The 20743-nt window shown below is 57.0% G+C and carries 18 protein-coding genes and 1 pseudogene; 3 read left to right on the forward strand and 16 right to left on the reverse strand.

The features are described 5' to 3' along the window. Positions 1–9: 9 nt before the first annotated feature. Positions 10–789, reverse strand: a complete 780-nt coding sequence (locus ACIOYV_RS14195) for an alpha/beta fold hydrolase (RefSeq protein WP_401324447.1) — start codon at positions 787–789, stop codon at positions 10–12. 90 nt (positions 790–879) lie between these two features. On the opposite strand from ACIOYV_RS14195, the gene ACIOYV_RS14200 reads away from it, so the two are divergent. After that, a complete protein-coding gene (locus tag ACIOYV_RS14200) occupies positions 880–1851 on the forward strand; it encodes an XdhC family protein (protein WP_401324448.1) in 972 nt (323 codons plus the stop codon). Between the two features lie 189 nt (positions 1852–2040). Then, positions 2041–2895 (forward strand): AraC family transcriptional regulator, encoded by an 855-nt coding sequence (locus ACIOYV_RS14205; protein ID WP_401324449.1) that lies wholly within the window; start codon positions 2041–2043, stop codon positions 2893–2895. 104 nt (positions 2896–2999) lie between these two features. On the opposite strand, the gene ACIOYV_RS14210 is transcribed toward ACIOYV_RS14205, so the two are convergent. The 8 genes from ACIOYV_RS14210 to ACIOYV_RS14245 form a co-directional block, all read right to left on the reverse strand. Beyond that, positions 3000–3290: a DUF6388 family protein gene (locus ACIOYV_RS14210; protein WP_401324451.1), complete on the reverse strand. Its 291-nt coding sequence runs from the start codon at positions 3288–3290 to the stop codon at positions 3000–3002. A gap of 69 nt (positions 3291–3359) precedes the next feature. Next, on the reverse strand, positions 3360–4031 hold the full coding sequence (locus tag ACIOYV_RS14215) for an SPOR domain-containing protein (RefSeq protein ID WP_401324453.1): 672 nt from the start codon (positions 4029–4031) through the stop codon (positions 3360–3362). Between the two features lie 479 nt (positions 4032–4510). Next, positions 4511–5944, reverse strand: coding sequence for an alginate export family protein (locus ACIOYV_RS14220; protein ID WP_401324455.1), 1434 nt, complete (start codon positions 5942–5944; stop codon positions 4511–4513). 230 nt (positions 5945–6174) lie between these two features. Next, positions 6175–7518 (reverse strand): MFS transporter, encoded by a 1344-nt coding sequence (locus ACIOYV_RS14225; protein WP_401324457.1) that lies wholly within the window; start codon positions 7516–7518, stop codon positions 6175–6177. Between the two features lie 70 nt (positions 7519–7588). Then, positions 7589–8599: a 2Fe-2S iron-sulfur cluster-binding protein gene (locus ACIOYV_RS14230; protein WP_401324459.1), complete on the reverse strand. Its 1011-nt coding sequence runs from the start codon at positions 8597–8599 to the stop codon at positions 7589–7591. Continuing rightward, positions 8596–9594 carry a PdxA family protein gene (locus ACIOYV_RS14235; RefSeq protein WP_401324460.1) on the reverse strand — a complete coding sequence of 333 codons (999 nt, stop codon included), beginning with the start codon at positions 9592–9594 and terminating at the stop codon, positions 8596–8598. The genes ACIOYV_RS14230 and ACIOYV_RS14235 overlap by 4 nt, the downstream gene beginning before the upstream one ends. After that, positions 9591–10061 (reverse strand): aromatic-ring-hydroxylating dioxygenase subunit beta, encoded by a 471-nt coding sequence (locus ACIOYV_RS14240; RefSeq protein ID WP_401324461.1) that lies wholly within the window; start codon positions 10059–10061, stop codon positions 9591–9593. The genes ACIOYV_RS14235 and ACIOYV_RS14240 overlap by 4 nt, the downstream gene beginning before the upstream one ends. Before the next feature lie 14 nt (positions 10062–10075). Continuing rightward, positions 10076–11335, reverse strand: a complete 1260-nt coding sequence (locus tag ACIOYV_RS14245; RefSeq protein WP_401324463.1) for an aromatic ring-hydroxylating dioxygenase subunit alpha — start codon at positions 11333–11335, stop codon at positions 10076–10078. A 136-nt stretch (positions 11336–11471) separates the two neighbouring features. On the opposite strand from ACIOYV_RS14245, the gene ACIOYV_RS14250 reads away from it, so the two are divergent. Beyond that, complete coding sequence (locus ACIOYV_RS14250) at positions 11472–12260, forward strand: IclR family transcriptional regulator C-terminal domain-containing protein (RefSeq protein ID WP_083348756.1); 789 nt, start codon at positions 11472–11474, stop codon at positions 12258–12260. A gap of 434 nt (positions 12261–12694) precedes the next feature. On the opposite strand, the gene ACIOYV_RS14255 is transcribed toward ACIOYV_RS14250, so the two are convergent. From ACIOYV_RS14255 to ACIOYV_RS14285, 7 genes and pseudogenes are all read right to left on the reverse strand, one after another. Further along, positions 12695–13228, reverse strand: coding sequence for a phosphate-starvation-inducible PsiE family protein (locus ACIOYV_RS14255; RefSeq protein ID WP_274610189.1), 534 nt, complete (start codon positions 13226–13228; stop codon positions 12695–12697). Positions 13229–13471: 243 nt separating this feature from the next. Beyond that, a pseudogene (locus tag ACIOYV_RS14260) lies at positions 13472–14524 on the reverse strand (transposase); the annotation flags it as partial. 175 nt (positions 14525–14699) lie between these two features. Then, positions 14700–16154: a tyrosine-type recombinase/integrase gene (locus ACIOYV_RS14265; RefSeq protein WP_401324466.1), complete on the reverse strand. Its 1455-nt coding sequence runs from the start codon at positions 16152–16154 to the stop codon at positions 14700–14702. Between the two features lie 336 nt (positions 16155–16490). Then, entirely contained in the window at positions 16491–17384 is an 894-nt protein-coding gene (locus tag ACIOYV_RS14270) for a LysR substrate-binding domain-containing protein (RefSeq protein WP_401324468.1), read from the reverse strand. 127 nt (positions 17385–17511) lie between these two features. Then, positions 17512–18567 carry an alpha/beta hydrolase gene (locus tag ACIOYV_RS14275; RefSeq protein ID WP_401324470.1) on the reverse strand — a complete coding sequence of 352 codons (1056 nt, stop codon included), beginning with the start codon at positions 18565–18567 and terminating at the stop codon, positions 17512–17514. Positions 18568–18650: 83 nt separating this feature from the next. Continuing rightward, a complete protein-coding gene (locus ACIOYV_RS14280) occupies positions 18651–19727 on the reverse strand; it encodes an alpha/beta fold hydrolase (protein WP_401324472.1) in 1077 nt (358 codons plus the stop codon). A gap of 2 nt (positions 19728–19729) precedes the next feature. After that, the gene (locus tag ACIOYV_RS14285; protein WP_401324764.1) at positions 19730–20515 is read right to left on the reverse strand and encodes a carboxymuconolactone decarboxylase family protein; all 786 of its coding nucleotides are present in this window, start codon (positions 20513–20515) and stop codon (positions 19730–19732) included. Positions 20516–20743 lie beyond the last annotated feature (228 nt).

The following is a 20743-nucleotide window of genomic DNA, read 5'->3' on the forward strand; positions in this document are numbered from 1 at the left end:
TTGGGGCATTCAGGCGGGGAGGCGCTCCAGGAACTCGCAGATCAGCTGCAAGGTTTGCTCGGTCGCTTCGGTCTGGGGAAAGTGCCGGCAGTTATCCAGCAACACACAGCGGCACGGCCCAGGCACCTGTCGCTCGATGACCACCAGTTGCTCGGGCGTGGCGTAGTGGTCTTCGCGACCCTGAATGACCAGCAGCGGCCTTTCGATATAAGCCAACTGCGCTTCGAGATCGTCCAGGGAAAAGTCCGGGTGCAACCAGCTGTCGCTCCAGCCGTGAAAAGCGCCGTCGACATTCGTCCCATGGTGGCGTGCCAGGCGTTCGCGCAATTCGCCCTGATGCCAAACCTCGGTGGTATGGCGAATGCCATCGAGGCTCTCGGTCTCGACAATCACGTGAGGCGCCAGAGCAATGCTGCCCAACACGCGCGGATCGTTGGCGGCGGCATAGGCGAGGACGATGGATGCACCGTCACTGTGACCGAGCAAGACCACTTGCGGCAGTTGCAAGGCATCGAGCAATTGCCGCAGTTCACGAGGGCCGTCGCTGCTCAGGTAGTTCAGCGGACGCGGCAGGGTTACCGGGCTCGATTGCCCATAACCCTGACGGCTGTAAGTGACCACACCGCAACCGCTGGCCTGGGCCAGGCGCAGGGGGAAGTCTTTCCATTGGTCGGCGCTGCCGAGGCCTTCGTGCAGCAGCACCAGCGTCGGTCGCGACGGGTCAGCCGGAGGCAGTTGGCGATATTCCAGGCGCAGTGGCCCAAGTTGCAAAAATTGTTGTGGCGACATGTTGAATCAACGATTGAACAAGATTGCTCGAAGGTTACCGTAAACGTAACCCTGCATGCAGCACCACGCTTTGCTTGAGGTACAGAAAACATGCGTCATCTTGATGTTCAGGTGATCGATCAGGCACTGCAATGGGCTCGCGCCGGGCAGGCCCAGTGGCTGTGCACGGTGCTCTCCACTTATGGCTCGGCACCGCGTGCGCCGGGTGCGATGCTGGTGACCAATGGCGCGGGCGAACACGTCGGCTCGCTGTCGGGTGGCTGCGTCGAAGAGGAGTTTCTCGAAAGCCTGACACGCGGTGAGTTACGCGAACCGGCGCAGATCGTCAGTTATGGCGACAGCGTCGAGCAACGCCACCGTCTACGATTGCCCTGTGGCGGCGTGCTGATCGTGCTGGTCGAGCACCGCGCTGCCAGTCTCGAATGGACCGCGCACCTGGAGAGTCTGCAAGCGGCGTTACTGGGCCAGCGCCGTCTGCTGCGTCACGTCGAGCTGAGCAACGGTGCCTTGCGCCTGGACGCAGACACCGGACACGGCAGCGAGCGGGTGCAAGTCGTCGACGAAAGGGTGCGCATCAGTGTTGGCCCGGCGTTACGACTGATTCTGGCCGGGCTGTCGCCGGTCGCGGAAGTCTGCGCCAGTTTCGCCCGCGCCATCGGCTGCGAAGTCATCGCCTGCGACCCCCGGGAAGAGATGCTGCATATCCAGCTCGAAGGCGTGGAGATGCAACGCGTGCTGCCCTCGATGTTCATCGCCGCCGGTGGTTGCCATGCGGCGACCGCGGTGGTGGCGCTGACTCACGATCCGCGAATCGATGATCTGGCTCTGATGGAAGCGGTGCACACTCCAGCGTTTTACATCGGCGCCATGGGGTCTCAGGCAACCTCGGCCAAACGCGCCGAGCGGCTCAAACGCATCGGTGGGCTGACGGATGAACAGATTGCCCGTTTGCACATGCCCATCGGCCTCGATCTGGGCAGCAAGGCCCCGGCGGAAATCGCTCTGGCGGTGGTGGCCGATATCCTGCGCGTTTATCACGGGAAAGAACGCCATGCCTTGTAAGGCGGTTTTTCCGACGAGCGTGGGGGCTGCGAAAGTCGAGGTAGACCCTCAATCCTTCGCGCGCGATAGTAGCCAGCCACGTGTTGCTGAACCATTGAGTGACCGCCGGGGTCCAGAAACACATAGACGCCGCGATAATCCTGCATTGTGGCCGAAAACAATATCGCTTCTAGCGAGCGGAGGAATCTGATGTCGATTGCCCAACGGGTTTTCCACGGCAGGTTTGGCCGGGTCGCCTTGCTGAATATGGATCGTTCGCTGGTCACCCACACCCATTCCGAATGCCATGTGCTGGTCAAGGTGTCCGGCGAAGATACTTACTTCAACGTCAACGGTCGACGGGTTCCGCTCAGCGATCGCACGGCGGTGCTGGTCAACGCCTGGGAGCCGCATTTCTACGATCCGCAGCCGGGTGCCGGTGCCACCGTAATCCTGGCGCTCTATATCGAGCCCGCCTGGCTGGCCACTGCCCAGCAGTCGCTGGCGCTCAGCGGTCGACCGGACTTTTTTGCCCAGCCGTGCATCGAACTGTCGAGTCGTAATCGCACCTTGGCCGACATCCTGGTCGCCGAAGCGCATGGCTGCGGGATCGTGCCGAAAGAGCGCATGGAATTCATGCTGTTCGACTTCCTGATCGAACTGATCGAGGACTTTTCCAGCTGGCGGCATTTGTCGCTACTGGGTGCGCCGAGCTCAGGTGAGTTCCGGGACGCGCGCGTGCGTCGTGGCACCGCCTGGTTGCTTGAGCACCTCGATGATCCGAACCCGATCGACAACGCCGCGCGGGCTTGTGGTCTGTCTCGGGCGCACTTCTTTGCGCTGTTCAAGAAAGATACCGGGATGACGCCGACCCTGCTGCTTAACGACGCGCGTATGCGCCGGGCTTTTGCCTGGCTGGAGCGTGAGCGCAGTGGAACGTTGGGCCTGTTGTCGGAGAACCTCGGGTTCTCCGAGCAAGGTCATTTCACCCGGTTTTTCCGTCAACACATCGGAGCTTCTCCCAGCCAGTATCGGCGTGTAGTGGATTGCTATGCGGCGGTTTGAACCGAGAGGAGGGCGGGGGGTATTGGGCAACCCTCCCGCCTATGAAGTTAGTCTTTCATCTTGAAACTGGCAGTTTGTATAGGCTACGAAAGTTGTAGGGTCTACTAATCGTCCAGAAAGTCATAAATCTCTTTCATGCGTTCTTCACGCATCAACTCAAGCTCTTCCTTAGTATCGGCCACCCACTGCAGAATGAAGTCCCAGCAATCGCAGTCGTGAGCGTCTGCTTCTGCTTCAAATGCTTCTTGCAGAAATTTCAGGCGATATTCTTCTGGCGAAAGCCCGCAGTTTTCAGCGAGGCTATAGTTCAGCTCGCTGAGTTCAAGTTGGATCCATAAGTTGGCGGCCAGGAATTTCTTCAGGGCGACTTCGGCCCTAAGTTCTTTTGCGATCATGAATGCGCTCTTGTGTCATAAGTAAGTAGCCGTTTGTTCGAGGTCGGCCCAGTGCTAAATCGGGCTATGTCAATTTCCCGCCATCATCCATCCTCTAACGCCATGACTTTCACTCAACTCTTTCACGACTCGAGCCGCGTCCTGCTTCTGTTTATAGGGGCCGATGACGACAAAGTTGTTTTCTTTACGCGCTACCGGCAACTCCAGCTGCTTAATGGCTTTTGTGGCGCGATGACGGTTGGGTGTGTTCAACGCTATTTCGATCACCCACAAGCCGGATGAAGGCGCGGCTGAAGCGGGTTTTGCAGTGTGGGAAATGAAGCCGCCGCACGTCAAACACGGGCGTTCCAGCGTGATTAGCGAGCCTGGCACGGTGCGAAAGACGTGCCATTGCGGATCAATGGTTTTTTTGCGGGCGAATACGGCCAGGAGCAGGCCGGTAACAGTGATCAGACCGCTGAGAATAATCGTCCATTTGTGTGCCTGTGCGGGCAATGAAGGCAGCGTAAGTACTGGAGTTTCGTCTGGCTTTTCGACCAAAAACTGTACGGCGTCAGCCTCCGTTGAATCGGGTAGGTGGGACCCGTTTTTCGCAAGGGACGTGAGCCCGTCGGAATGTTTTGTACTGAGCTCTGTCACAACTTTATTAGCGGTGTCATCGATGAGTTGTTCGAACTTTGTCACTTTTTGCTGGATGTACGAATTGTCGACGTTATTTTGACAGATTGGTCCTGTAGACATGTAGGTCCATAGTAGTGCTGATAGTTGCCCCAAAATGCCAGTTACTAGGAAGCCCAAGCCAAGCTTTCGCACAGCGGTCATCTCCAAATCAAGTGAATAGTTATTTGTCCCGTTTCTTTCTGATAAACAGGGTTCTATTGTTGATCCTGGGATGGTCTAAATTCTTGAGCGCGTCAGTGTGCCCAAGAGCCAAAACTAGTTGGCTGCTTTTTGTTGTTTGAAAGAACATCGGGCATGCACTTTATAGACTGTTGGTTGACGAAAAAGGCTCAGGTGATCGAAAAAACACCGTATCAGATGGATTTTAGGGTGATGCATTAAAACACTTGTATTCAAGGTGAATATCGAGGCCAAAGCACCTTGCTGTCGGAAAGCCTCGACGATTCACCGATATCAATCTGGTGCGCACAGTCAACGTGTTTGTCGACAGCAAATTTAATACATTGCCGAGCAGCGTTCCTGTCGGATGTTCTTAATGCCTAAAAGCGAAACGTGGAGCGCAGCACCAGTATTTGCGAGTTGTTGCCGCCGGCGCTTTCGATCGCCGAACCGATGTCGTAGAACAAATAGTCGAGATCAACGGAAACGTTAGCGGTCGGCGTCCAATTGGCGTTGGCCTGATACAGGGTGCCCAAGCGTTTTCCACTGCTGGTAGTTGTTCCGGGGGATGTGATCATGCCTGGCAAATAGACGCCGTCATCGTTGCTTTCTCGCCAGGCAGCAAATATGCCCGGCTCGAAACGGAACTTGTTGAAGGGAGAGAACCTGAGTGTCGGGCCTACCAGAATGATGTTCGACAACGTTGTCAGGCTGGCCTGACCGTAGAAGGCGTTTTTGGGAAACAACGGGTCGAAAGTACCGGCCTTGTGATCGCCATCCTTATCACCGCTCGCGGCATCGACACGCAAACCCAGACGCGCTTTCCAGGGACCCGCGAAGGTATAACCGCTGTCGCTGGACACCGCCCAGGCGTCGATGTCGGCGCTGGCCATATGGCCCACCTGCTTCATCAGATCCCAGCTCCAGTCGAATTTATTCCATGTGCCGAACAATCGCGTGCCGAAGGTGTAGCGATTGTCCTCTCCGGTAAAACCGTCGAGCTTGCGCTGCTCTGTTTCCAGGCCAAAGGCGTACAGATCGGCTTTCAACACACTGGACAGGGGCAGGGTGCCATAGAGCCCGTAGAACTTTTGCTGATGATTACTTGTGTCGTTGAACGAGCCATTGTCTCTGCTAACCACGGGTCTGGTGGCGAACGCATCCAGCTTGTAACCATCCTTTGCAATCCAGCTCAGGCGCACACCATCAAACGCCTGCCGTATGTTGGGGATTTCGCGATAGGTCACCAGTACCTGATTACCGTAAGCCATCTCCTGCCGACCGACCCGCGTTGTCAATGTGCCGCTCTGGTAATGAAGATTGCCGTCGATAAAGGCCTGTTGTATTTCATTACGGCTCTGATCGGAAGGGCTGGGCAAGTCCTTACCCCATGTCCGAGTATTTTGTAATTGGATAAAGGTGCGCAGGCTGTCGTTGAATAAGTGCAGGTCGACATGTACTTGCGCACGTTGCATTAAATAAGAGTCGTCCTTTACTCCGCGCAGGCCGAACACCGGTTGGTCCGCCGCATCGGCGCGATAACGCAGTTCCGCTCCGGTCTGCAGCCAGGCAGATTCCGACAGGCGCTGAAAACGCAATGCATCGAACGGGTCCGTGCGTTTTGCCGGGTTATCGAGAAAGCGATAATCCTCCACCCAACGCGCAGGTCCCGGACGCATAGGGCGGGATACCTCAAGGGGCGAGGGCGGCGTGGACTGAATCTCTTGGGCCTGAGCGGTCGACAGGACCGTTTGGCCGAGGGCCATAATGATCGGCAGGTGGAACGAGTAACGCTTCAGTGTTGTGCTGGACATCAGATGACTCCTGTTTTTATTGTTCGTAGGGCAGGTAGACACGCGCGGGGATGCCTCAACATGAAGTTGAATTCGCGTCGATGTTGTTCCGGTTTAAACGTTTCGCTGCTTTGGAAAGAAGCGCTCTGCGTTTGCGTTGAATAAAGAGTGGGTTGATTTCAAGGGACGTAAATCCTTATTCATCCCTTGGTGAGCTTTCATTGAAGTTGTCGAGTAGTACTGTTCGTGTTTTAAAGCGTGCTGCTGCCGTATCGTCGACCGAGAAACAGGACGAGTAACCCGGCGATCAACATCGGCACGGCCATGGCATAGAAAACTGCCGAGGGTGACCAGCCCATACCCAAGGCTGTGCCGACCACGATGGGCCCAGTAATCCCGCCGATCCGCCCGATGCCCAATGCCCAACCGACTCCGGTCGAACGTATCGGCGCCGGGTAGAAAACCGCCGCCAGGGCGATGAGACTTTTTTGCCCGCCGCTGATGCAGCAGCCTGCGAGGAAGTTGGCGGTCAACAACATCCACAGCGGGCTTTTGAACGCCAGACCGGTCAATGCCACGCACACGAATCCGACGAGATAAAGAATGCCCAGGGTTTTGTAGGCGCCCAACCGGTCCATGGAGGGGCCGGTAATAAACGCAGCCGCGATACCGCCCACGGTGGTCAGTGTGGTAGCCATCACCACGGTGCTCATTGGGTAGTTGAGCCCCGTCATGATTGATGGCAACCAGCTTTGCAAGGCGTAGAACTCACCCAGGTTAATCGCGAACACCAGCCATAACAGTACGGTGCCTAATACCCGATCACGGGTGAACAGACTGGCGAGTGCTCCACGTTGTCCTTGCCCTTGCTCGAGGGCGTCGACGATGAATGTCGGCTTCTCCTGTTGGGCAACGGCTGGGTCTATTTTTCGGAAAATTTTCAGGATTCGCTCGGCTGCGACCTTGCGATGGATCATGAACACCATGGATTCCGGCAGGAAACGAATCAGTACGGGTACCAGCATCAACGGCGCCAGGGCTCCGATCCAAAACATCGAGCGCCAGCCGTAGTGGGGGATGAACCAGTTCGCCGCCAGGCCCGCCGCGATAAATCCGAGGGAGAAACCGCAGTAAATAGCCAGAACAAAGGTTGCACGAAAGCGTTTGGGGCTGTATTCGCCGGTCATGGCGATCGCACTTGGGGCTGCGGCGCCCAGGCCGACCCCGGTGATAAAGCGCAGGATCATCAGCTCGGTCACGTTGTCGGCCCATACCGATGCCAAGGTGCAAAGGCTGAAGACAATGGTGCTGACTATGATTGCTTTCTTATGTCCAAAGCGTTCGGACAGTGGGGTAAGCACCAGATAGCCAATCATCAAACCAGCGAGCGACGAAGAAAATATCGGTCCCAGCATATGCCTGGGCAGGTTCCATTCACTGGCTATATAAGGCGCCATGTAACTAATGGCCTGGGTATCGAACCCATCGAGGAACATGACAAGACCGCACAGAATGATGACCACGTACTGAAACGGACTCACGGGTCGTTCATCCACAAACTGCGGAAGCTGCAAGGGCTTTGATTCGGGCAACATGGTTTTTCCTCATGGCCATTTTGGCCTTGTTGTTTTTATTGCGTGCACACGCAGGCGGAGAAAAAGCCGCCTATGAAGGCGGCTGGATCTCTCCAGAGGGTACGAAGGCGTCGCAGAAGAATGCGTCAGGCGACAACTGGCCTTCGGCAGTCAGGTCATTGAGCGCCGCGGTTGTCATGACCGGATTACCGCAGGCATACACTTGATAGGCACCCAGGTCGGGGTAATCCTCGAGAACCGCGCGGTGCACCCAACCGGTACGGCCGGACCACCCGGGCGCGGGCTCGGAAAGCACTGGAGTGAAGCTGAACCCCGGCAGGCGCCTGGACCATTGTGCCGGCAGGTCGCCGAGGTACAGGTCGTCACTGTTGCGTGCCCCCCAGAACAGGTGCATGGGTCTTGAGCCACCGCGTTTGATCTGGTCTTCGATGATGGATTTGAGCGGCGCCATGCCCGTACCGGTGCCCAGCAGGATGACCGGATGGTCGACCTCTTCGTCCAGTGAAAATTCGCCATAGGGCAGCTCGACGTTGAGCGTGTCTCCTTTTTCCAATCCTGCCAGCACGCCCTCGGAAAAGCGCCCTCCGGGAACATGGCGAATATGCAGTTGCACGCCATCGCTCTCATGCGGCGCATTGGCCATGGAGTAGTTACGGCTGTCGCCATCCTCCATCAATACTTTCAGGTATTGACCGGCCTGGAATTTGGCGCGCACACCCGAAGGGAAGCGTAGGTGCAGAACCACGACATCGGCGTTGGGGCGGGTGAGGCGATGGACCTTGGTGGTAATGACCTTGCGCACCGGCGCCGCGCGTTGAACGATGCGTTTGGGGGCGATTTCCACCGGCGAGCACGGGCGCGCCTGACACAGCAGCACCCCCGTGGCAGGCCCGCGTGCGATCCCTTGTCCGCGCACTTGCAATTCCCCGGCGATCAAGCTGCCTTCGCAGGTCGAGCACACGCCCTTGCGGCAGGAGTAGGGGATCGAAAAACCCGCCCGCTCGGCAGCATCCAGCACTGTCTCGCCGGGCTCGCAGGGAAAGACGATGTCCGATCCAGAGACTGTTACGTCGAACGTCATGCCAAAATCTCCTGGCTGGAAAGAGCCGTGCCACCTACCAGGCGCAGCGCGCGGATCACCGCTTCGGGATCAGCGAGGTTTTTACCGGCGATATCGAATGCCGAGCCGTGGCCCACGCTGGAAAAGATCAGGCCGGCACCGATGGACAGCGCCGAAGCGGTGCGCCCGGCCAGCAGTTTGATCGGGATGTGACCCTGGTCGTGATACATGGCAATAAAGGCGTCATAGCCATTTTGGCCGAGCATCAGATCGGCGCCGACCGGCCCATGGGCATCGATACCTGCCTGCCGCAGGCGCTCGACGGCCGGGACAGTTATCTGCTGATCGTCCTGACCGAACAGGCCGTTTTCACTCGCATGAGGATTGATGCCGAAGACGCCAATGCGCGGAGCATTGATGCCCAGCGCGTGGAGTGCAGAAACTGCGGCATGACCTGCGGCCACCACCAGCTCGGGTGTCAGCCTGGCCAGTGAATCGGCCAGGCGCTCGTGCAAGGTGACGTGGACGATCCGCATCCCCGCACCGATCAGCATCAGAAACACACGGTCGGACTCGACGCCTACCAGTTTGGCCAGCAGGTTTGGGTAGCCGGAAAAATCGATGCCGGCGGCATTGATCGCCGTCTCGGAATGCGGGCACGCGACAATGCCGCGTGCCCGGCCCAGGCTCAGACCCATCACTGCGGCAGACAAATAATCCACCGTAGCAGCACCTGCCGAGGCATTCACTTGCCCAGGCACGAAAGCCTCGGATGCCAGACTATGTACGGGCAGCAGGTGGATCACTCCCGCTTCTGCCGGTACGGTGCCGTCAGACTCTTTGACTCGCAGGCCAACGTCCTGCGCATAGGCTTCGACGACAAACCGGTCGCCGACAATGACCGGATTCAACTCGGGTTCGTTCTGCAGAGCCGCGACGGCTTTGACAGCGACTTCCGGGCCGATGCCGTTGGGGTCGCCGATGCTCAAGAGGATTCGCGATGCCCGCAGACTCATAGCGGTAGCGCCAGCAGCGTGTCGATGCGTGAGCTGTCGCACACCACGGTTCGTTCAGCCAACATGGCTGTCTCGCCGTCGACCCGGTAGCAATCGATATAGCGGCCGGAAACGAAGTTCTCGGTCGTGCCGTCGCGCATGATGCGCAGCACCAGGAATGCAGTCTCGCTGCGCACCAGGTCGCCGTTGCATTCCAGGATCACCGGCTGATTGAGCATATGGCGGTAGCTGTGCCGCTCGTAGATATTGGCGTCGCGCAAGGCGGATACCCGGTCAATCAACATTCCGCGGTTGTCGGCCCAAATCATGCCGGCGGGCAATCCTTGTCGGTAGTTATCGGCAGTGGTAACGGTATACAGGCACTTCTCCAGGAAAAACTCCGGCCATGCTTCAAGCGGGCCTTCATCGATGCAGCGGGCATATAGCGCTTGAGTCTGGCTGATCAGTGCAAAAATATTATGTGTCACGAATGATTCCCTCTTCATAGATCCATGGCTGCGCGATAGGCCTTCCAGAAACCGCGGATAGACGCTTCGGTAATCCGGCTATCACTCGATTCGGCGTCAATCCCGCCCATTTCCAGCACCGCGCTGTGATTGGACGCGCCAGCGATACCACGCTGGACAAAGCCGCCTACGCAACCATCTTCCATGGAGATATAGCCAGCGGGACCGACAAGGTTGGCCTGCTTCAGGCGCGTCAGTCGCTGTTCGGGCGTGTCGTCTTCAAAGCCCAGGTAGGTCCAGTTGAGCTGGGTCGTTTCCACGCCCCGTGGCAGCACTTGGCGAACTGCGACCGAATTCTGGATCTGTTGCAGCACGAAGCAGGGGAAGATCGACAGGATTTGCAGCGTGACGTCATCACCGACTTCACTGAAGCCTTCGAGCAAAGAGGGGTCCTGCAACTGATAGGCGCTGTCGGAGCGGATGCTTTGTTCTGCATAGGAGGCATCGCGCTCGGCCTGACGTTCGGCTTCGCGGTCGATGGCTGAATAGCTGACGTGATGTCCGCCGCTTTCATCAACGATGATCGCGCCGCGCTGGGACAGGCGATTGATCTCGAAGGTGGTGAAAAACAGATGCAGGATACTGGCGTGGTACGAGTCTTTGACGTTCTCGATATACAGCTTCCAGTTGTTGGGCAACATCTGGGTGAAACGGCCCAGAACCACTGGCTTGCGTCCGCCGAGAACCCGTTCAATACGGCTGAGGATTTCCTCGCCCAGGTACTCTTCGATATCGGGCACGTCATCGCTGAAGCTGCCGAACACCAAGCCGTGAACAGTCGCTACGCGCAGCTTGCGCGGGCCGTGTTGTTCCATGCAGAACGAAGGCGCCATGCCGCCATTGCCCTTGATGCCATCCTTGAAAGCGATGCCGGTCAGATCGCCTTGCAGGTTGTAACTCCAGGCGTGATACACGCAGGTGAAGTCTTTAGCTTTACCACTGTCCTCCAGGGCAAGGAGGGCGCCACGATGCGCGCAACGATTCTCGAAGGCATAGAGTTCGCCGTCGCTGTCGCGGGTTACGACAATCGAGGTCTCGCCAATGAAACTGGTCTTAAAGTCGCCGGGCTCGGGAATCTCAGCCTCGAGGCACAGATAATTCCAGTGCGGCCCCTGGAACAGCCGCGTCTGTTCATCCTTGTACACGGCAGTGCTCTGAAATGCCCAGTAGGGCACACGGGTCAATCCATCGGGCCACAGCGGGTTTTCAGGTACTCGATCAGTAATGATGTTCATTTTTTCTCCCGGATCAGGTCCTCATGGCTGCAGAAAAATGCTCTTTCCGACAAGCACATGGTTGACATGAGGTTTTATTTTTGTTCGAATAGCGAACATTGTTTCATTTATCGAACAATTAGAGCGTTGGACAATTATGGTTGTCAAGAAAAATACGTCCGCTGATGGCGTAGCTGTGCGCGCGCCGGAAGGTATGTCGGGCCTGGCAAAGGGCCTGGCAATCATCGAAGTGTTCGGTTTAGAGCACTCGCAGTTGACGGTATCGGACGCGGCGGCACTGACCGACACCACCCGTGCCGCTGCCCGTCGATGCCTGCTTACTCTGGTGGATCTGGGCTATCTGACCCATGACGGCAAGCACTTCAGACCTACGCCTCGGTTCTTGCGACTCGGTGCGGCGTATCTGGATGCAGCGCCGCTACCGCAACTGGCCCAGCCATATTTGGCGTCGGCCCGTGAAGCGCTCGGGGAATCGATTTCCTTGGCAGTTTTCGAAGATGGCTGGTCGGTATTCGTCGCCCGTGCCGAGACGGCAAAAGTCGTGACTACCGGCGTACGCCTTGGCGCACGTCTACCGGCCTATGGCTCGGCAACGGGGCAGGTCTTGTTGGCGGGGTTGAGCGACGAAGAAGTCCGCCGCTACCTGACTAATCCTCCGTCACCGACCACGGCTCACATGATCGTCGACCCGAAAGTGATCATGGACAGGATCGAGCAGGCACGGATCGAAGGGTTTGCTTTTACCGATGAAGAGCTCGAGCTGGGGATGCGTTCGATGGCGGTGCCGGTGAGAAATGCCCAAGGTAAAGTGGTCGCCGCCATGAGTGTCAGCACATTTACCGCACGTTTGACCCTTCAGGAATTACGCGATCAATGCCTGCCGGTGCTCCAGCAGAATGCTGCCTTGCTTGGGTGTATGCTTTGAGTGCGCCAGCTACCCTGTAGTCAGAGTGCGAGGAAGAGAGCATGGGGCACTCGCCGTGCGCTTGCGTGAGCGCAGGATGAGGCGAGGACGAGTATGCACTTGGCCTCGTTTGTGGTTGCCATAGGCCAAAATTGGATGCTCGACTGTGCAATCCTGACAGCTGCTACACGGGGTATGACCGCTCAGCCGATAGCAGTCTGTCGACAACGGCAGCTATCGACCCTTCCTTGAGTAGTGTCCAGTTCTTGTCAGCCTTAGTAATGTGGTAGTTTCCATTCGTTCCTCCTAACGCCATTGAGCGCATCTTCGATATGTGATCGGTTGACCACCGTCCTCCTAATGAGTTTAAAAAGGATGAGGTACGCCGGCGTCATCGCTTGCTCATATCATCCGTCACAACTGAGCACAGTCGGCTCCGGAATGGGCTCGAGCACTCAGGTATGATTTTGAGGGGGAGTGCTCATTTCCTCGCTGCGTCCATCCTCACGTTCTCTCAATAGCCAGCAGACGACTCCGAGCACCAACGTAGCGAAGCCTAACGCGGCAATAGTAAGCGCAGGTGTGGTTGCTGAATCCAAAATGACGAACTTCCTACTGAGCGCTAGCAACGCTATCAACAGCACCGTCCGAACTTGAACGATGCTGTCGCGCCTTAGAGCCGGACGAACAATTGAATGCTTGAACTCAAGAGCAATGAGCACGGTGAACATTGAGCCGAAAAGGGCCTGAAAAACATTGTGGTCTAAAGGATCCAGCGCACCATCAATTAGGAGCGGCAACACCCTTCGGCAGAGCTGTAGCAACGCCATTATGATTACAGACGCGATGATGAGACTTAGCGCAAGAACGACCACTTGTTCGAAACGCTCGTATGCACTCATCAGTGCCCACTGAAGCCTGAAATTTTTAAGCGTCGAGTTGCTCTCACGCTTTTCAGAATGAAGCTTTGACACGACTCGTCTCCACATCCGATACGATTTTGGGTACCACTCTGAGCAGTGCAAAAAAGCAGTCTGGTGTCGAATCGCGAACGATACAATCTCAATCCTTACAGGGGAATCCTCGAGTGCTCATGCAAATGCTCATGGACAGTGTCTATCGGTGGGACACCGCACTCGGCAGGTCACCCCTCCTCTCAGACCGATCTCGAATATGGGTTGCACCACATCAATTTCAAGGGCCTTTTTCTGGCGGTTGAATCAGTCTCAGAGGCTTTTCATAATCGTGGTGTTGGCTTTTGTGACGTGCGAACGCTCGTTCTTAAAGGCTCGCCATTCGCTACGCAATGCGTTGCCGGCCGGGCAGCGGTATTCCTCAGCCTCTTCATTCCAGTAGAAATCGTTACTCGAGAAGCTGTCGTTCTTGCGCTCGGTTTTGTCCCACACTGGCACATGCGGCTCGATGTTTTTTTCTTCCACCATCCAGGCCAGTATTGGCGCGGTACCGTAAGCGGTGTCGCCAATGAGGCGTTCCGGCTTGATGTCGAACTGCGCTTCGAACCGATCAATCATCGTCTTGGTGCTCTCGACTTCTGCGGTTCGATGAGCCGGTGTGGGTTCCACATCTATGATCACGCCGTGCTCGGTATCGATCAGATAATTCGTGGAGTAAGCGTAGGACGCTGGGCCACCTGGAGCTGCGGTCCAGCGGGCTTGAGGATCAGTCAGCGATAGGCGCTTCGGTAGCGTTTCGGCCAGAGCCTCTTCATCGAGTGCCTCAAGATACTCACGCACGGCGCGGGTGCTCAGGGCCGGATCGCTCCAATTGACCTGTTCATCACCCGGTACACCGCGCTGCCGGCTGGCATCCGCTTTGATGATGCTGGCGTCTACGGCAAAGCCTTCACCTTTGACCAAGCCTGCGTCCATGCAACGACGCAGCACTTCATTGAACAGCCAGCGAAAGAGATCGCTGTCCCGAAAACGGCCGTGTCTATTTTTGGAAAAGGTCGAGTGGTTGGGGACTTCATCTTCAAGGCTTAACCGGCAGAACCAGCGATACGCCAGGTTCAAATGGGCCTCTTCGCACAACCGCCGCTCTGAGCGAATGCCGTAGCAATAGCCCACGATCAGCATGCGAATCATCAGTTCAGGATCAATCGACGGACGCCCGATCGGGCTATAAAAATCGGCGAGGTAATGGCGCAGGTCGCTCAGATCGAGACACCGATCAATGCTGCGCAGAAGGTGATTGGCTGGGATGTGATCTTCAAGGTTGAACGAGTAAAACAGTCGCTCCTGCCCACTCGATAACTGTCCCATCATGCTGTGTGCTTCCCCTGCTGGCCAATGCAGAGATTTTGCCGCAGGCCAGACAGGGGAGCTACTTTTTCAACAGAATCGGCCGATTACTGCCGATCATGACGGGTTGAAATCGAGCTAAAGAAATCGCTCGGAGATGTCTACGAAGCTATGAGGACTCAGCACTAAAGAATCCTTCTTAAGAAGGCGGCAAGGATTCAGTGGCGGTGTAGGCTGGAAAAGACATCATCGACTCGGTCGGTGTGTGCTCGTAGGTTGAGGACAACACCGCACCGAGCCGATCGCCCAGCAGGTTCCAGGCGCGTTTCTTCTCTTCGGCATAGTCGTGATGCAGGTAGTGGCGCCTCACTCGGGAGCCGGCTAGCACATGGTTTTGGCAGCGATCGATGACGTCCAGGCTGATACCCAAGGCCTGCATCATGGTCGCGCCTGTACGGCGTAGGTCATGCGGTGTCCAGTCACCGTTCTGGCCGTCGGCAAGGACCAGCGTATCGTCATGACGCCGTCTGGAGAGGGCCTTGCGGTTTTTGAACCGCGCCTGGCGATCGCCGACCTGTTTACTCACCACTTTTACGTCCACATGCCCATCATCGAGCTTGTTCGGAAAGCACCATTGGGAATGTCCCGTTAGGGTCTTCAGTTCCTGAAAGAAATGCAGGGCGAAGGAGGAGAGGAAGACATGGTGGTCCTGTTTCTTGCCGCGAGTGCCTTTGACGTTTTCACTGGGGAGGAACCACGTCTGCTGGTCCAGATCGACATTTTTCCATTCGGCCTGCAGTAACTCGCCAATCCGGCACAGCGTACCCAGGCTGATCCAGAGCGCGAGTTGGGTTTCTTTCTTTAACGGTCGAATGCCCTCGTACTTTTGACCGGCGGGGAGGGCGTTGTAATCGGCGGTCATTTGTTGGAAGCGGTTATGCAGTTCCAGCAGCTCTGTGGCCGAAAGGATCCTGCTTCGTTCCGCCTCGTAGTCAGCAGGAATCAATGGGGTGATGTCGACCAGTTCCGTCGGATCGCCCTCGATCAACAAGGCCCGCCAAGGTTGGCGCGTTCTGGCCCAGCTGAACATCTGGGTGAGGTCGGCGAAAAAGCTGATGGCTTGCCGGTGAGCACCGCGGCTGACGACCACCCGGATCAATGCCCGAACATCGTGCTCGGACACACTGCTCACCGATGTCTTGCCGAGCGCCGGGTATAGGTCCTTGTTAAAACGGCGCTGCAATTCAACATTGCCGTCTTTGCGCGCCACGCCATCCAACAGCCACGCCTTGGCCAGATCTTGGACGGTCAGCGTTTGCACCTTCGTCGTTTTTACTTGTTCGGCCTCTACGTTAGCAGCGGCGTATGCCTGTGCCTTGGCGGTTTTCTTTTGCTCGTTGGGATTGATTTGCTCATCGATGAGCGCCCGGGCCTGGTTGCGTGCTTTACGGATGTCAGTCAGAGATTTGCGCGGCCAGGACCCGCAGGAGTACTCTTTGTTCTGCTCGCCCCAGCGATAGCGATAGAAAAAGCTGACCGACACACCGTCCTTACGGACTGAGATTCGACCGGCCAGATTGCCATCCTCCCTGAGGATTCGGCCGGCATCGTTGGCGGTCAGCGACTCGAGTTCTTTGATGGTGATTTTGGCCATGAAACGGACTCCCCCTACTTTTACCCCCACAAAAACGTCGGCTCTTGATGGACGTTGCTGGACTCTCGTAGAGCAGAACACCGCTGGAGCTCAAGTAAATACTAGCTTATAAAAATCCAGAGTAAAATTTTGGAAGCTTTCAAGAAGTATGAAAAAGGAGATGGGGTGCTAGGGGTCGAGTGTTCGAATCACTCCGTCCCGACCATATAATTCAAAAGGGGTCGCGAGATTTTATCTCGCGGCCCTTTTTTATGTCTGGTCGTTTTTACCCCCACGAAACGACTGGATCTGTAGCCGCCAAAGCACCTTGATCATGGACGGCTCATCGCTCATCGCTCATCGCTCATAGCGCAGCGCATCAACCACTACGCCAAACGCTGACGACTGTTCACGACGGTTAGGGTAGTAGAGATGGTAGCCAGAAAAAGGTTGGCACCAATCTTCCAGTACCCGCACAAGGCTTCCGTCGACAAGCTCCTTCATCACCATATCTTCTGGCAGGAAAGCTAACCCGCAACCCGCGACAGCTGCACGCAGGATTGGCATGCTGCTGTTGAATGTCCATTGTCCTTCAACACGCGCTTTCAGTTCGTGGCCGTCCTTTTCAAAATCCCATTGCAGAAGACTTCCGTGGGTAGGCAAACGCAGATTGATGCAACTATGTTCCGCGAGGTCGCCAGGCACTTTCGGTGAGGGTTGCCGCTTGAAGTACTCTGGAGAACCCACTACCGCCATGCGTAATTGGGGACCGACCGGAACGGCAATCATGTCCTTGGCGACTTGATCGCCCAGACGCACGCCTGCGTCATAACGCTGCGCGACAATGTCGGACAGGGCGTAGTCGACTGTGATTTCGACCTTGATGTCTGGGTAGTCGGGAAGAACCTTCAATAGCTTGGGCCAAAGTATGTTGTTCGCTGCATGTTCGGAGGCTGAAATCCGCACATTGCCTGCTGGGGTATCGCGAAACTCGCTGACAGCAGCCAATTCAAGTTCAATTTCTTCAAAGCGTGGTGCCATGGAGAGATAGAGCCGCTGACCTGCCTCGGTGGTGGATACGCTGCGCGTGGTTCGGGTCAGCAGTCGGACGCCGAGCCGCGTCTCTAGGGCGCGCATTGTATGGCTCAGGGCGGATTGCGAGACGCCTAGCTGTGCGGCGGCGCGGGTAAAGCTGCCCTCGCGGGTAATGACCACGAAGGCTTGCAGGTCGTTGAGATTGGCTCGGGACATTGATGAGAACCTGTCATGAGGAACGCGGGATTATCCCATGTAACTATGTCCCGCCTGGATCCGGGGTGAGTGTTACCCATGGTGCGTGGTAGGCGCGGCGAAACCAGAATAGGCAGACGTCCTCGAATCACAAGGTTCTGGCGTAGAACGGCGTCAACTGTCCAAGTGCAGCGTCCACATATTCAGGGACCCAGTAGGTTTCGATATGTGTTGCGCCATCAATAATGAACAATTCCTTGTCTTTGGTTCCCGTGGCTTTGGGGAACGCTTCTTGGGTCATGTACAGGCTGTCGGCCTTGCTGCCCGCGATCATCAGCAACGGCTGATTAATCAGTTCGATCTGATTGGTGGCGTCGAAGCGCATCAGATCCAGCAGGCTGCTCGTGGTGTACTTGAAGGTCGAGTTCGGGTGGGCGTGCGTCTTCCAGTAGTACTCGTAACCCTGACGATACAACTCATACGGCAGCTTGGCGATTTGCTCATCGGTGAGGTTGGCATCACCTGAATAGAGCACTTCACCGCCGGCCGCTTCCTGGGCGCGAGCAGCGGAAGCCTGTTGCAGACGTTGTTGGACAGAATCCAGTTGAGAGTCGTTGTAGCCATTGCGACGAACCCGTCCCGAGTTGAACATGCTCACCGTCGCGACCGACTTGAATCGCTTGTCGGTTTGCGCAGCAGCCAAGGAGTATCCACCGCCTCCGCAGATGCCAAGCAGACCCAGGCGCTTCCCATCAACGCCTGCATACTGAGTGATGAAATCCGCCATGCCGTGGATATCCTCGATACGGTACACAGGTTTGTCGATACTGCGCGGCTGTCCGCCACTCGCGCCCTGATATGCGGCATCGGCGGTTATCGTGATATAGCCTTGCTCAGCCAGTCGTTGCGCATACAAACCGGCGACTTGCTCTTTCACCCCGCCGTTCGGATGTGCCACAACGACGGTTGGATAAACCTTCTTCGCATCGAAGTTGGCAGGGGTGTAGACGTTGGCAGCGATGTCCAGGCCATTGAGCTTGTAGGTGACCGGATGGATATTGACCTTGCCGGGCTCATTCCTGGTGATTGCGCCATCGTAGGCGAGGGTGAACGGGTTCTTTTTGTAGTCTGCGGCACCGGCTTCGCCTGCTGAAATACCGACCATTGCGGCCATGAGCGTGGCTTTTAAAACTGTGTTTCTCATGTGAAGTTTCCTGAGCAAAAGAGCGCTTCAAAAATTGACTTTGGGTGACCGGGTTTTCTGCTGTGTGGCGGCACGATTTCTCGTTAATCCAGATGTTTCTCTTCGAGAAACCTGGACACCAAGTCCGCGATCTGCACGTTGTTCAAGTCCGACATGGGGAAGTGGGTATTGCCCTTGATGCCAATCTCCGGCAAGTGAATCAGCTTCACGTCACCGCCATGCTTGTTGACGGCATCACGCCAAAGCCTGGCCATCGTGAGTCGGGCGCGCCAACTGTCCTGGGCGGGCAGGTCGACGGGCTGCTCCGGAATGTTGTCGCCATAAAGGATCAGGATCGGAATGCGCGTGAGCGCCATGAACTGATCCATCGGCACCGCCGCTCCCTGTACCGTGTCGAACGCGCTGGGAATCGGTGCGGGCACTTCACCCTCCGGGAATACAAAGCTGCTGCCCGGCTCAAACGCCACAATGGCTTTGACCTTGTCGTTCTTGATCGCCGTCAACCAGCCCGGACCACCACCCTGTGAGTGCGTGAACAGGATGCCGGGGCCGATTCGGTCGAAAACTGCCGATACGCCAGCGGAGACCACGCCCATGTCGAACGGTCCGGTGTTCGGTGTCATCGCGCGGAAAAACTGGTCGCGCGTTTGCGCATCCCGGGCAACCTGCACACCCTTGAAATAGTTGGGCCACAGGCCGATACGGAACTGGTTGAACCAGAGCTGCTCGTCCGGCGTTGGCTTCAGCGTCGTCTCGACCATGCTGCGCCCGGCATCGCCACGACGCGGCTGGTCGATCAGGTACACACCGAACTGGCGGCGCAGGAAGATGTTCTGGAAACCCTCCCGGCCATCAGCGGTGGTTTCCCAGGTCTTGGAAAACTGGCCGGCACCGTGCCACATGACGATGGGCAGCTTTCGGGCATCGACCGGGATTTGGTAGAAGGTGTAGGCATGGTCGCCGTGGTAGGTCTGGCCATCAGGCGTCATCGGCTTGCGCGGGTTGAACGTACCCGGAGCTGTGGTCATCGTCCCTCCAGCGGCGAAGCTGCCCTGTTCCTGAATCAGCAAGGGGCCATTGGCATGATTGGGGTCCTGAGTTGCGCAGGCGGCAAGCAAGCCGAGCAGGGTGATGCCCAGCAGAGTTTTTCCGACCTTCATCTTCAACCTCCAGACGCTGCGAGTGTCTGCGTCAGCGCTGCGCTTGCACGCTTGGCGGTTGGTTCATCCGCGTGCTTGACCAGTAGCTCTGTGACTTGCTGCAACTGATCGGCGCTCAGGCCCACCCGCATGCTCGCCTGCATGTGCGAGCGCAATTGCGATTCCACGCCCGGCGTCGCCGCCAGCGCCCCAACGGTCGCCAGCTCGCGGCTTTGCCAGTCCAGGTTGTCGCGCTCGAAGATGTCGCCAAACAGGTGGGTTTGCAGAAACTGGTTGATGACCGGGGCGAACTCGAACACCGGCCCTTTGACCGGGCCGCCCGAAATTCGGGTTTGATTGGCTGTTCCTGCCGCGAGCAGGGCCTCACCTGTTGGAATGGCACGGCCGGGTTCACGTCCGGGGGCATCCTGGATGCCACGTTGTTTGCGCGCTTGCACGACCGTCATCAGTTCATTCAATGCGTTGAGGCTGCGCGGAAAACCGACGTACGCGTACAGCTGCACCAGGATTTCCCTGGCCTCGCTGACCGTCAGGCCGGCGTCCAGGCCTTGATTCAAGGCAGCGTTGAGCTTGGGCATGTCACTGGTTGCCATGAATGCTGCGATCAGTGGAATGCTTTGCTGCTTGGCCGACAGCGTTTTTGACGTGGGTTGTGTGCTGGTCATGGGTTGCGATGCCTCGGCGTTCTGAATGGCAACACCCGACACCAATCCAAGGCCCAGAAACAGGGCTATCAGCGCGGGGAGGGGGGTGGTCTTGCGATGTGCAATCGGTGTGTCAGTGGACATCGTAAAAGGCTCCATCCATTGCACAACGCTGCGCCAGGCAGGCAGTGCTCCAGTGAGGTTTATGTAGACAGGCTGTGAGAAAAGTCAGTGATGGCTTGCCTGCCGATGTCACTGGATCGTACGGAGGATGGTTGTGACGATTAACCCCAAAATTGCGCAAGCACTCATGAGCAGAGTTCACGAGTCCGAGCGTCAATGGGCGTTGAAACCATGACGCGGAGCCGAAGG

This window comes from Pseudomonas sp. NPDC087342 (assembly GCF_044744265.1).
Lineage (GTDB): Bacteria > Pseudomonadota > Gammaproteobacteria > Pseudomonadales > Pseudomonadaceae > Aquipseudomonas > Aquipseudomonas nunensis.